The sequence below is a fragment of the Microbulbifer sp. JSM ZJ756 genome, assembly GCF_044383805.1.
Taxonomy (GTDB): domain Bacteria; phylum Pseudomonadota; class Gammaproteobacteria; order Pseudomonadales; family Cellvibrionaceae; genus Microbulbifer; species Microbulbifer zhoushanensis.
The window spans coordinates 331,784-344,460 of record NZ_JBISER010000003.1; the positions used below are offsets into that span (position 1 = coordinate 331,784).

Annotated in this window: 12 protein-coding genes; 4 read left to right on the forward strand and 8 right to left on the reverse strand. The window is 63.0% G+C overall.

What is annotated here, in order from left to right; translation table 11 throughout:
* Positions 1-222: 222 nt before the first annotated feature.
* Positions 223-2,307 carry an ATP-dependent DNA helicase RecG gene (gene recG, locus ACH6CX_RS07710; RefSeq protein ID WP_232940239.1) on the reverse strand — a complete coding sequence of 695 codons (2,085 nt, stop codon included), beginning with the start codon at positions 2,305-2,307 and terminating at the stop codon, positions 223-225.
* Positions 2,300-3,226, reverse strand: a complete 927-nt coding sequence (locus ACH6CX_RS07715; protein ID WP_232940238.1) for a hydrogen peroxide-inducible genes activator — start codon at positions 3,224-3,226, stop codon at positions 2,300-2,302. Before ACH6CX_RS07715 ends, recG begins: the two co-directional genes overlap by 8 nt.
* Before the next feature lie 188 nt (positions 3,227-3,414).
* On the opposite strand from ACH6CX_RS07715, the gene ACH6CX_RS07720 reads away from it, so the two are divergent.
* Together ACH6CX_RS07720 and ACH6CX_RS07725 are read left to right on the forward strand one after the other, a co-directional pair.
* A complete protein-coding gene (locus ACH6CX_RS07720) occupies positions 3,415-3,675 on the forward strand; it encodes a GlsB/YeaQ/YmgE family stress response membrane protein (protein ID WP_232940237.1) in 261 nt (86 codons plus the stop codon).
* Between the two features lie 226 nt (positions 3,676-3,901).
* Positions 3,902-4,780, forward strand: coding sequence for an NAD-dependent epimerase/dehydratase family protein (locus ACH6CX_RS07725; protein WP_237062172.1), 879 nt, complete (start codon positions 3,902-3,904; stop codon positions 4,778-4,780).
* A gap of 54 nt (positions 4,781-4,834) precedes the next feature.
* Here the strand turns inward: ACH6CX_RS07725 and ACH6CX_RS07730 are convergent, their stop codons facing one another.
* The 6 genes from ACH6CX_RS07730 to ACH6CX_RS07755 all read right to left on the reverse strand — a co-directional run bounded on the left by ACH6CX_RS07730 (position 4,835) and on the right by ACH6CX_RS07755 (position 10,825).
* Positions 4,835-5,218 carry a RidA family protein gene (locus ACH6CX_RS07730; protein WP_232940235.1) on the reverse strand — a complete coding sequence of 128 codons (384 nt, stop codon included), beginning with the start codon at positions 5,216-5,218 and terminating at the stop codon, positions 4,835-4,837.
* A 142-nt stretch (positions 5,219-5,360) separates the two neighbouring features.
* Positions 5,361-7,481, reverse strand: a complete 2,121-nt coding sequence (gene spoT / locus ACH6CX_RS07735) for a bifunctional GTP diphosphokinase/guanosine-3',5'-bis pyrophosphate 3'-pyrophosphohydrolase (protein WP_232940234.1) — start codon at positions 7,479-7,481, stop codon at positions 5,361-5,363.
* Between the two features lie 40 nt (positions 7,482-7,521).
* Positions 7,522-7,788: a DNA-directed RNA polymerase subunit omega gene (gene rpoZ / locus ACH6CX_RS07740; RefSeq protein ID WP_232940233.1), complete on the reverse strand. Its 267-nt coding sequence runs from the start codon at positions 7,786-7,788 to the stop codon at positions 7,522-7,524.
* A 167-nt stretch (positions 7,789-7,955) separates the two neighbouring features.
* Positions 7,956-8,576, reverse strand: a complete 621-nt coding sequence (gmk, locus tag ACH6CX_RS07745; protein ID WP_237062157.1) for a guanylate kinase — start codon at positions 8,574-8,576, stop codon at positions 7,956-7,958.
* A gap of 301 nt (positions 8,577-8,877) precedes the next feature.
* Positions 8,878-10,122 carry a sterol desaturase family protein gene (locus ACH6CX_RS07750; protein ID WP_232940230.1) on the reverse strand — a complete coding sequence of 415 codons (1,245 nt, stop codon included), beginning with the start codon at positions 10,120-10,122 and terminating at the stop codon, positions 8,878-8,880.
* A gap of 112 nt (positions 10,123-10,234) precedes the next feature.
* Positions 10,235-10,825, reverse strand: coding sequence for a TetR/AcrR family transcriptional regulator (locus ACH6CX_RS07755; RefSeq protein WP_232940228.1), 591 nt, complete (start codon positions 10,823-10,825; stop codon positions 10,235-10,237).
* Between the two features lie 156 nt (positions 10,826-10,981).
* On the opposite strand from ACH6CX_RS07755, the gene ACH6CX_RS07760 reads away from it, so the two are divergent.
* Together ACH6CX_RS07760 and ACH6CX_RS07765 are read left to right on the forward strand one after the other, a co-directional pair.
* A complete protein-coding gene (locus tag ACH6CX_RS07760) occupies positions 10,982-11,524 on the forward strand; it encodes a carboxymuconolactone decarboxylase family protein (RefSeq protein ID WP_232940227.1) in 543 nt (180 codons plus the stop codon).
* 120 nt (positions 11,525-11,644) lie between these two features.
* Positions 11,645-12,652: an NAD(P)-dependent alcohol dehydrogenase gene (locus ACH6CX_RS07765; RefSeq protein ID WP_232940225.1), complete on the forward strand. Its 1,008-nt coding sequence runs from the start codon at positions 11,645-11,647 to the stop codon at positions 12,650-12,652.
* Positions 12,653-12,677: the final 25 nt, after the last annotated feature.

Below are 12,677 nucleotides of genomic sequence, written 5' to 3' on the forward strand. Positions count from 1 at the left end.
TGCATGGGACTCTCCCAGAGTGCTCTTGATGCTGTTTTCGTTCTGTCGATCCTCGGATCGGGTGAGGCAGAGGGCTCGTGTGCGGTCCCGGGATAGAGCGTTGGTTGATAACCGGCCCCGCCCCGCCCGGACTTCCCTGGTAAGGACAACCGGGCGGCGACGCGGGCAAAACCCTGCAATTCATTTGTGTGGCGCCATTGTAACGCGCCTTGGGCCCGATGCTCAGGCCTCGGCAAAGCGTGGCTTGGTTTGCAGCCAGCGCTGTACCAGCATGCGGCGCGCCGCCTCGGGCAACTCGGCAGAGGCGGCAATTTTCTGCACCAGTGGCAGCAGCGGGGCATCCCGTTGCAAGTCGGCGATACGGTGGCCGATTTCACCAGTCTGGCGCGTGCCCAGGATTTCCCCTGGGCCGCGCAGCCGCAGGTCCTCCTCGGCGATGGCAAAACCATCACTGTGCTGGCGCAGTGCCTGCAGGCGGGCCCGGCCATTTTTCGACAGGGGGCTGCCGTATAGCAGTACGCAGTGGCTGGCCACCGAGCCTCGGCCCACGCGCCCGCGCAGCTGGTGTAACTGCGCCAGGCCCAGCCGCTCCGGGTTCTCGATAATCATCAGGCTGGCGTTGGGCACATCCACACCAACCTCAATTACCGTCGTGGCCACCAGCAGGTCCACCTCCCCGGCCTTGAACGCGTTCATCACGTGCTCTTTCTGTGCGGCCTTGAGGCGCCCGTGCACCAGCGCAATGCGGACACCGTCGAGCGCTTCCGCCAGCTCCGATGCTGTTGACTCCGCAGCCTGGGCCTGCAGGCTCTCTGATTCCTCGATCAGTGTGCAGACCCAGTAGGCCTGGCGGCCCTCAGCGACGGCCTTGTGTACGCGCTCCATCACTTCATCGCGCCGCTCGCCCGAGATCGCCACGGTATTGATGGGCTGCCGGCCCGGCGGCAGCTCGTCGATTACCGAGCAGTCGAGGTCGGCAAACACCGACATCGCCAGTGTGCGTGGAATCGGTGTGGCGGTCATGATCAGCTGGTGCGGGTGCACTGGCTTGCCGCCCCCGGCAACACTCCCCTTCTGCCTTAATTCCAGCCGCTGGCGCACCCCGAACCGGTGTTGTTCATCAATAATCACCAGCGCCAGGTTGTGGAACTCCACATCCGCCTGGAATAGCGCGTGGGTACCCACCACCACGCGCGCTTCACCGGACGCAATGGCCGCAGCCTGCAACCGGCGTTCGCCGGCCTTGAGGCTGCCGGTCAGGCAGGCAACCGCGACGCCGAGCGGCTCCAGCCAGGCGCTGAAGTTGCGCCGGTGCTGCTCGGCGAGAATCTCGGTGGGTGCCATCACCGCCACCTGCGCCCCGTTGCCGATCGCCTTCAGGGCTGCGAGGGCGGCCACCAGTGTCTTGCCGGCACCCACATCCCCCTGCAGCAGCCGCATCATCGGCGTGGGCCGTGCCAGGTCTGCGGCAATTTCCCCGCAGACACGCTCCTGTGCGCCAGTCAGGCGAAACGGCAGGCGGGCGAGGAAGTCCCGCTCCAGGGCACTGTCCGCCGGCAGCGGCTGTGCCGCATCGATGTTTCCCTTGCGTCGCAGTTCCAGCAGGCTCAGGTGATGGGCCAGCAATTCCTCCAGGGCCAGGCGTTGCTGCGCTGGGTGCATCCCTTGCAACAGTTGTTCCAGATCGGCGCCTGCCGGGGGGGTGTGCAGGAAGCGCAACGCGTCGGCGAGCGGGTAGCGCATCTCCCGGGGCAGGATCGCCGGTGGCAGCAGCTCGGTAACACCGGACTGCTCCAGGCGCTCGAGCGCCTGCTGCACCAGGCCGCGCAGGCGCGCCTGGGTGACGCCCTCGGTCAGCGGGTATACGGGGGTGAGGGTGTCGGGCCGGTCCGGGGTGGAGTCGCCAATGATTTCGGTTTCAGGGTGATAGAGCTCAATGCCGGCACTGCCGCGGCGCGCCTCGCCGAAACAACGCAGGCGCACGCCGGGGCTGAAGCGCTGTTTCTGCGCTGCACTGAAGTGAAAAAAACGCAGCGACATGGTGCCGCTGCCGTCCTGCAGTCGCACCACGAGGCTGCGCCGGCGGCCGAAGACGATATCGGCGGCGCGCACCTCGCCCTCGATCACCGCATCCACGCCGGGCATCAATGCCGCAATCGGCGTTACCCGGGTGCGGTCCTGGTAGCGGTGCGGCAGGTGGAACAGCAGGTCCTGGACCGAGGAGATATGCAGGCGGGCCAGCACCTGGGCGAACTTGTCGCCCACGCCCCGCAAAGTCGTGACGGGCTGGTCGGCTGGGTTAGTCACTGGTGGATAGCTGGCACTGGTTGATGGCGTCGCGCAGTATATCGATCGCGCGATGGCGCGGGAAGCTGGCGCGCCAGGCCAGGGCCACGGTGCGCTGCGGTGCCGGGGCCTCGAACGGGCGTGTGGTGAGCAGGCCGCTGGCGTACTGCGAGGCGGTCACCGCCGACATCGGCAGCACCGTGATACCCAGGCCGGACGCCACCATGTGGCGCAGGGTTTCCAGGGAGCTGCCGTCCGCCGCAGTGCGGATACGGCCGTTGCCCGACTCTTTCTCAATACTCTGCTGCAGCTGCGGACAGGCTTCCAGCACCTGGTCGCGGAAGCAGTGTCCTTCCCCCAGCAGCAGGACGTTGTCCTGGGACAGCTGGTTGGCGGAGATCTGCTCCTGCTCTGCCAGCGGGTGATCCGACGGCATCAGCACCACGAAGGGCTCATCGTAGAGGGGCTGGGTCACCACATCCGGTTCATTGAATGGCAACGCGATGATGATGGCATCCAGTTCGCCCTTGCGCAGGCGCTGGCGCAGGGTGGCGGTATAGCCCTCCTCCACGATCAGGGGCATGTCCGGTGCCAGCTGCTGCAGCTGTGGGATGAAATGCGGGAACAGGTAGGGCCCTATGGTGAAAATGGCGCCCACCGAGAGTGGGCTCGACAGCTGGTCCTTACCGGCGCTGGCGATATCGCGGATGGCCGCTGCCTGCTCGAGTACCAGCTGCGCCTGTGCCACGATACGCTCTCCAAGTGGCGTGGCCTGCACCCGTGTCTTGGAGCGCTCGAACAGCGAGACGCCCAGCTCGGTCTCCAGTTTTTTCACCGCGATGGACAGGGTCGGCTGGCTGACAAAGCAACGCTCGGCGGCACGGCCGAAATGCTGCTCCTGGGCCAGGGTCACGATATAGCGGAGTTCATTCAGTGTCATGGTTAAGGCAATCAGTTGGTCTGCTTTAATAGGGATTATTCATATAAAACCGCCCTCTGCCAGCCCCTGGCGTGACCGAGGATACTTTTTTGATCTCTTAGAAAAAATTGCTATAAAAAACCCCTTTAAGAGGAAAAAGGCGCGCAAATTTGCTATACGTGTAAGGACACACTGAGTGGAGAGCCACCATGGGTATTTTTTCGTGGATTATTCTTGGCCTGATCGCCGGCGCGCTGGCCAAGTGGATTATGCCCGGCCCCGACCCGGGCGGCTGGATCGTCACTATGGTCATCGGGATCATCGGTGCGTTTATCGGCGGCTGGCTTGGTTCGCTGGTGGGCATCGGCGGTCCGGTTAGCGGGTTTGGCCTGGGCGATATTGTGACGGCCACCATCGGTGCACTGATTTTCCTGTTTATCTATCGCAAGCTGAAGACCCGCGGCGGCTGACCCGCCGTGGCGCCCCGGGGGCAACGCAGGCGGGCCTGCCCCCGGTAGTGCCCCGGCTTGTGTCGTACGCGGCGCCCGAACTGTGCTGGAGGTCGAGGAACCCCGGTGTAAACAGTGACACACTTATCGGGCCGCGGGTTCCGCTGCATAACAATGGCTCGGACTGTATTTCTTGGGGGGTACCGCATGGTGACGGCAGGATGGCCGGTTGCCTGCGGAGTTGCTGATGAACAAACAAAAGCTCTGGATTTTTGGCTGCGGTGACCTGGGTGCCCGCCTGGCGCTGCAGCTCGATCGCAATGCCTACGAGGTGTACGGCGTCCGCCGCAATCCGTTGGTGGCCCTGGCGCGCAAGCGCCGGGCCGACGCGGTGCGCTGGCGGCGCGGTGATGCCACCAAGCCGGAAGACATCGAACGGTTGTTGGCCGGTGGCGCCGATGTGGTAATGGCCACTTTCACACCCGATGAATACACCACCGGGGGCTACCAGCGGGCTTACGTCGATACCGCGACCGCCATGGCCGAGGCCCTTGGCAATCTGCCAAACCCGCCGCGCCTGCTGATCTGGGTATCGTCCACCCGGGTCTATGGCCAGGGCGGTGACGAGTGGATCGACGAGCGTACGCCCCCGATACCCACAGGGTTCCAGGGCGACATGCTGCTGGCAGCGGAGGAAATCATCCGCAAGGCGGTCCCGGATACCTGCGTGGTGCGTTTCGCCGGTATATACGGTCCCGGGCGCGATCGGCTGCTCTCCCAGGTGCGCGCCGGCCGGTGTGCACCGCCGCACCCGCCGCAGTTCAGTAATCGTATCCACGTGGACGATTGTATCGGTTTCCTGATTCACCTGATGGAGAAGCAGCGCCAGGGATGGACTCCCGAGCGCCTCTACATCGGTGCGGACTCGCATCCGGTACCGATGCATGAGCTGCAGCACTGGCTGGCAAGGGTGATGGGCTATACGGGAGCGCATTTGCGCGAGGAAGTGCAGACCAGCCAGCGCCGCTCGAAGAAGCTCAGTAACCGGCGCATGCTGGAAAGCGGGTATGAACTGAAGTACCCGGATTACCGGAAGGGCTACAGCGCCCTGCTGGACATAGACTGAAGCCCGGCGCGCGCGGGCGGTGATGCCGCCGCGCCGGATCCCCTGGCGATCGGCTCAGATCACCATTACCGCTTCCGCCTCAAACAGCGCGCCTTTGGGCAATTCCTTAACCCCAACGGCCGCCCGCGCCGGGAAGGGCTCGTCAAAGCAGTCGGCCATGACGGCGTTTACGGTGGCAAAGTCACTCAGGTCGGTCAGGTAGAGATTCAGCTTGACGATATGTCCCAGCGAACCATTGGCTGCCTCGCAGACCGCGCTCAGGTTGGCGAACACCTGCCGTGCCTGGGCCTCAAAGCCGCCCGGTACGATTTCCATGGTTTCCGGGTCCAGCGGGATCTGGCCCGAGATGTAGACCGTGTTGTCCACCTTGACGGCCTGGGAATAACTGCCAATAGCGGCCGGTGCCTTATCGGTTTTTATTACCGCGCGATTAGGCATGGGTAACTCCAGTGTTTGCTGAAAAACGAAGCGGGGCAATATAGCGCGACTGGTGGGTTTTGGGGAGGGCGTCGGCCATTGGCCCCCGGATAAAGCAGAAGTTTTGCGTCGGACGGTGAAAAATCCGCCACTTATCCCAAAATCATCCCGGGCGCGCGATGCGGATCACCGAGGGCAGGTTGCGCAGGCGCCGCATGACGCGCGCCAGGTGGACCCGGTTGCCGACCTCCAGGGTCATCGCGATGACACTGTTATGGGCGTCTTTCTCGTCCACATGGATCTGCTCGATACTGGCGCCCTCTTCCGTGATACGCGTGGCCAGGCGCGCGATGATGCCCCGCTCCGATTCCACTTCCACCCGCACGTCGGCCAGGAACTCACCCTTCACATCCGGTGACCAGTTCACCAGCATGATGTTTTCCGGGTGATCGCGGAAGTCATTGGTGTTGCGGCAGGTATCGCGGTGCACCACCACGCCCTTGCCGGAACTGATATGGCCGATGATGGTGTCGCCCGGGATCGGTCGGCAACAGCGCGCAAAGCTGATCAGCATGCCCTCCTGGGCGTCGATGTTCAGCGGCGAGGAGATATTGCTGGCCTCGGTCTCGGCGCTGCCGGCCGGTACCAGTAGCTTGGCCGCCGAAAAGGCGACCTTGTTGCCCAGCCCGATTTCCTCCAGCAGCTTGTCGAGGGTCGCGCACTTGGCTTCCTTCAGGCCGCGCTGGAGCTGTTCTTCGCCCAGCTGGTCGAGGCTGGTGTTGAACTTGAGCAGGGCCTTTTCCAGCAGTCGCCGGCCCAGGGCGATGGAGTCGTGGTGGCGCTGGTGCTTGAGATAGTGGCGGATGGCACTGCGCGCCTTGGCGGTAACCACGAAGTTGAGCCAGTTGGGGTTCGGCTGGGCATTCTTGCGGGTGAGGATTTCCACCTTCTGCCCGCTTTCCAGCGGTTGCGACAGCGGTGCCAGCCGCTGGTTGATGCGTACTGCCACACAGGAATTGCCGACATCGGTATGCACCGAGTAGGCAAAATCCACTGCGGTGGCGCCCGCTGGCAGGTCGATGATCTCGCCCTTGGGGGTGAACACGTAGACCTCGTCCGGGAACAGGTCGATCTTCACGTTCTCGATAAATTCCAGCGAGTCACCGGCACGCTGCTGCATTTCCAGCAGTCCCTGTACCCAGCGCCGCGCGCGCACCTGGCTGGTGCCGCCGGTATTGATCACCTCGTCGCCGGAGGCCTTGTACAGCCAGTGCGCGGCGATACCGCTGTTGGCCATCTCGTCCATTTCCTTGGTGCGGATCTGTACTTCGATCGGCACGCCGTGCATGCCCAGCAGAACCGTGTGCAGGGACTGGTAGCCATTCGATTTGGGGATGGCGATATAGTCCTTGAATTCGCTGATCACCGGCTTGTAGAGGTTGTGGATAACCCCGAGCACCCGGTAGCTGGTGTCCACGCTGTCGACAATGATACGGAAGGCGTAGACATCCATGATTTCCTTGAACGACTTCTTCTTCGCGCGCATCTTCTGGTAGATGCTGAACAGGTGCTTCTCGCGTCCGATTACCAGCGCGTCGATATTCTCCCGCTGCAGGCGCACCTCGATGGCATTCTGGATCTTCTCCAGCAGTTCCTTGCGGTTGCCGCGTGCCGCCACCAGTGCCGCGCGCAGCCGGCTGGCCCGCAGCGGGTAGATGGCAAAGAAGGCGCGGTCCTCAAACTCGATACGCACATCGTTCATGCCCAGGCGGTGGGCGATGGGGGCATAGATCTCGAGGGTCTCGCGGGCGATTCGTACCCGCTTCTGCGGCTTGAGCGCGCCAAGGGTGCGCATGTTGTGCAGCCGGTCAGCCAGCTTTACCAGGATCACGCGGATATCCCGTGCCATGGCCAGGGCCATTTTCTGGAAGTTCTCCGCCTGTTTTTCCGCCGGGCTGTCGGTCTCGAACTGGGTCAGCTTGGAGACCCCGTCCACCAGGTCGGCCACCTCGTCACCGAACTGCTCCTGCAGTGCCGCCTTGGGAATGCCGGTATCCTCGATCACGTCGTGCAGCATGGCCGCGGCCAGGCTCTCGTGATCCATGTGCATGCCGGCCAGGATGGTCGCTACCGCCAGCGGATGGGTGACATAGGGCTCGCCGGAACGGCGCTGCTGGCCCTCGTGGGCCTGCTCCGCGTAAAAGTAGGCGCGGCGGACAATCTGGATCTGGTCGGGGGGCAGGTAAGAAGAGAGGCGATGGGCCAGACTATCGATGGTATGCAAAGCCGCGCTCGCCTCCCGTTGCTACAGATCTGAGGATCGCTTACAGGTCCTGTTCCGGCAGGTACGCGGGCGCCGGCGCCCGTGCCACCGGGGCCTCTTCCTCTTCCGGCTCGTCAAGGATGCTGGCGTCCACCAGCCCTTCCTCGATTTCACGCAGGGCGATCACGGTGGGCTTGTCGTTCTCTTCCTCCACCAGCGGATCGCGGCCACCGGTGGCAATCTGGCGGGCGCGCTTGCTGCCCACGATGACGAGTTCGAAGCGGTTGTCGACGTGCTCGAGGCAGTCTTCAACGGTAATACGTGCCATAGATCTAGTATTCCATTGCAGTGCTGCCGGCCCAGCGGCCGGGAGCGAATTCGGTACAGGGCTCGCGGTTTCCTGCTGCCTTGCCGGGCGCCGGTATCCGCGGGACCGGGGAGTTTACCGTACTGTACAGTGTACGTAAATCGAGCAGTGACGTGTTGTCGGTGGCGTCAGTTGCGATTGAGCAGCGCCTGCAGCAGGTCGCCATGGCGCTCCTGCTGGCGGCCGAGGCGCTGGCGCTGGGAAGTCACCACCGCCCGCAGCTCTTCCAGTGCTTGCTGGAAGTCATCATTGATCACCAGGTAATCGGCCTCGACGTAGTGGGACATCTCATCGATGGCCTGCGACATTCGCCGCTCGATCACGCTTTCGTCATCCTGGCCGCGCCCGGTCAGGCGCTCGCGCAGTGCTTGCTGGGAAGGCGGCAGGATAAAGATGCCGACTGTTTCCGGCAGCAGCCGGCGGACCTGGGCGGCCCCCTGCCAGTCGATTTCCAGGATGACGTCGCGGCCGCTGTCGAGGGTCTCCTGTACCCATTCCTGCGACGTGCCGTAAAAGTTATCGAACACCTGCGCGTGCTCCAGGAAGGCATCGCGATCCAGCATTTCCAGGAACGTCTCGCGCCCGACGAAGTGGTAGTTGACCCCATTCTGCTCGCCCGGTCGCATGGGGCGTGTGGTATGGGATACGGACACGGTCACCTGGGGGTCGCCGTCGACCAGGGCCTTCACCAGGCTGGTCTTACCGGCGCCGGAAGGTGCGGATACGGTAAATAGGGTTCCTGCTTGCACAACTGTTCCTGTCTCGGGGCAAATGCGCGGAGATTATAACCGAATGACCCGGGCAGCAGGGCCTTACTGTGGCCGGCCTGGGGAGAGACGGGATAGGTGCCGGAACGGTACTCGAAGGAGCACGTGAACCAGGCTGCACCCCGGCCGGGTTGGGGGGGGAAGTGTTGGGATTTTTCAGCGGCGCCGGAAAACCATACTGACAAACTTCGTGGTACCTGCGTCGCTGAGCCCGGCCGGGATCGCCCAGCGGAAACCTGCCAACCACCTCAAACCCCCTGTGGTAGGCGTCAGCTTCCTGTTGCTAATCGCTAACGTGGGCGACTGTATCCTCTTTGCCGGCAAAAGCCAACCACCACCAGGCCACCAGGCTCGCCAGCGCATAGCCGAACACCCAGGGGCCGGCGGCCGGCCCCGCAAGGGGGGCCGCCAGTAACAGTAACGCCAGTCGCGAGATCTCCCAGTAGTGGCTCCGGGGGTGGCCATCGAGGATCCGTCCATTGACTACCAGGCCGGCAGCCACCAGCAGTACGGCGGTCAACAGCTCGGCGTAGCTCATGTCGGCAGCCTGCCAGAGTAGCAGCAGGGTGGCAGCCGAGTAGGCCAGGTGCTGGACCAGGGCATAGATACGCCGCCCGGGGTCGATACGGGGGTCAAAGCGCTGGAACTGCTCCAGGTCAGACGAGGGCACGGGCATCGCCGCTTCGGCATCCGCCGGGCGGTAGCCGGTGCGACGGAACCAGAGTGTCAGCTTGTCCCACCAACTGCGGGTATGCCAGGCGTCCAGGGCCATGCGCTTGTAGTGCTGCAGGTTGGCCGCCAGCGGGTCAAAACTGTTCAGCGGCTTGCGCACGCCGTAAATGCACGGCTCGTCTTCCAGCTCCTCCTGGTAGGTGCCGAAGAGGCGGTCCCAGAAGATAAACACACCGCCGTAATTCCGGTCGACGTAGACCCGGTTCTGCGCATGGTGCACCCGGTGGTTGGACGGCGTAACCAGGATCCACTCCATCCAGCGTACCTTGGGGAATTTCTGCGTGTGGACCCAGAACTGGTAGATCAGGTCGATGGCACCGGCAGTCACCAGCATCTCCGCTGGCAACCCGATCAGTAGCAGCGGCATGTAGAAGATCCAGCCGATGGGCAGGCCACCGCAGGGCTGGCGCAGGGCGGTGGTGAGGTTGTAGTCCTCGCTCTGGTGGTGCACCAGGTGATCCGCCCAGAAAATATTGATCTCGTGGCCGAACCGGTGCTTCCAGTAGTAACAGAAATCGTATGCCACTACCGCCAGGAACAGGTGCCAGGGATTGTCCATCGACCAGTTGAACCCCGCCAGCTGGTACCAGGGCTGCAGCATCTCGTGCAGGGGGATATAGATGACCAGCAACAGGCCAGCCCGCACCAGGCCCGAGAGGCGGCTCAGCACCCCCGCGCCCAGGCTGCCAATGGCGTCATTGAGCCGGTACAGGCCCCAGCCTTTCCAGCGGTCGAAGGCCAGCTCCACCAGCACGGCGAGCAGGAAAAAGGGAATGGCTAGGGTGACGAGACTCACGGCGACCTCTTGTAGTTCTTATCCCGTATCGGACCCACGACTTTGCCACAGTCGCCGGGGGCCGCAAACGGCTACGGGAGGCGGATTTCGGAATCCGTTAGCTCGCGCTGGCTTATTGACTGATCTCCGGAGTGTCGAACAGGTGCCCGACGATTTCATTGACAGCTGCCCGGTTGCCGGTGGCGCGCAGGTAGCTGCGCAGGCCGATCAGCTGGACCTGTAGTTGGCGCGCCAGGAGTGCGGCATCTGTGTGGGTGGGCAGTTCGCCACGGGACACGGCGCGTTCCACCTGGGAGCGGAATTCCGCTTCCGTCGCCGCCAGTAGCTGGCGGGTTTCCCGCAGCAGTTCGCCTTCCTCTTCATCCAGTTCCGACAGGGACTTTGCCAGCAGGCAGAGCTCGCTGGGGGCATCGTCACCCCCTTCCAGCAGGACCCGCCGGAAAAACACCTGCAGGCCGCCTACGACGGTGTCCGCCGCCGCCAGGCTCCGGGCCAGTTGCTCCGTCATATTGGCGGCGTAAAACTGTAAAACTTCGCGGAAAAGTCCCGACTTGCTGCCAAAAGCTGCATAAATGCTGCCCGGACGCATGTCGATCGCCTGCTGGATATCCCGTGTCGAAGTGGCATGGAAGCCCTTCTGCCAGAACAGCCGGGTGGCCTTCTCCAGCACCTGACGACGGTTGAATTTTGCGGTATTGGCCATAACCCCTCCGCTTGAACACCTGCTCAAAGTCTACCGGGGGCTGCGTGGGTCGGCAAACATCCAAAGGGGTTGAGCGGTCGCTCAAATATGGGTTACGCTTCTTCCATCTTGAGCGATCGCTCAAGTAGAAATCCGTTGCAAGCTGGAGGTACAGCGATGACAGCATTCCAGATCCATGACAAGGACACCGCCCCGCAAGCCAGCAAGCCCCTGCTGGATAAATCCATCCAGGCCTTCGGCTCGATCCCCAACCTGCATGGTGTGATGGCCGCCGCGCCCACGGCGCTTGAGTCTTACCAGGTGCTGCACGAGCAGTTCCTCAACACCTCGTTTTCCGCCGAGGAAAAGACGGTAGTCTGGCAGACCATCAATGTGGAGCACGGCTGCCATTACTGCGTACCGGCCCACAGCGCCATTGCCAAATCCATGAAAGTGGACGATGAAATCAACGAGGCCCTGCGCAACAGGACTCCGTTGCCCGACGAGAAACTGGAAGTCCTGCGGGATACCACCCTGGCGGTGGTGCGCGATCGTGGCGTAGTCGCCGACGAGGTGCTGCAGCGTTTCTACGACGCCGGCTACACTCAGCAGAATCTGCTGGAAATCATCGTGGGCGTGGCGCAGAAAGTGATGAGCAACTACATCAACCACTTTGCCGATACGCCCGTAGACAAGCAGTTCCAGGCATTTGTGCGCTGAACAGGCGCACACCTGCCCGTGCCGGTGATCCCGGCGCGGGCGGTCCTTGCCATGTTCTACGCTTCAGGGTTTTGATTGCGCACAAACCCTACCCTGCCAGATAACACAATGGAGTAACGTATGATCAACGCTTATGCGGCGCGCGAAGCCGGTGGCGAGCTGTCCCCGTTCCAGTACGATCCGGGTGAGTTGCAGCCCGGGCAGGTGGAGATCGAAGTGATGTACTGTGGCCTGTGCCACAGCGACCTGAGCATCATCGACGACGAGTGGGGAATGTCCCAGTACCCGGTGGTGCCGGGCCATGAAGTGGTTGGCCGCGTTGGCCAGCTGGGAGGACAGGTTACACACCTGCAGCAGGGCCAGCTTGTGGGGCTCGGCTGGCATTCCGGATATTGCAATCACTGCCACTCCTGCAACTCTGGCGACCAGAACCTGTGTGCCGAGGCCCAGCACACCATCATCGGCCACCACGGTGGCTTTGCCGACAGGGTGCGGGCCGATGCCAACAGCGTGGTCCCCATCCCGGACAATATCGACCCGGCCAAGGCGGGTCCCCTCTTCTGTGCGGGCATTACTGTCTTCAACCCGCTGGTGCAGTTCGATATCAAGCCCAACAGTCGCGTCGGGGTGATCGGCATTGGCGGCCTCGGTCACCTGGCCCTGCAGTTCCTCAATGCCTGGGGCTGTGAGGTGACGGCATTTACTTCCAGCGCATCCAAGCGCGACGAAGCCCTGGAGCTGGGTGCGCACCATACGCTGGATTCGCGCGATGAGGGTGCGGTTGAGGGCGCTGCCGGTCGCTTTGATGCCGTCCTGTCGACGGTCAACGCCAAGCTCGACTGGAACCTCTACCTGTCCACGCTGAAAGCCCGCGGTCGCCTGCACTTTGTCGGCGCAACCACCGACCCGCTGGACCTCAACGTATTCCAGCTGATCCTCAGCCAGCGGCAGGTATCCGGTTCACCGGTGGGTAGTCCCGAAACCATCGCGCAGATGCTGGAATTTGCCGCACGCCACAAGATCGAACCCAAAGTGGAAATGTTTCCGATGAGCAAGGTGAACGAGGCGCTGGAGCGGCTCAAGAGTGGTGATGCCCGCTATCGTATCGTGCTCGAGGCGGGGAAATAGGATCGCCGGGAGCTGTCCCTGAAAC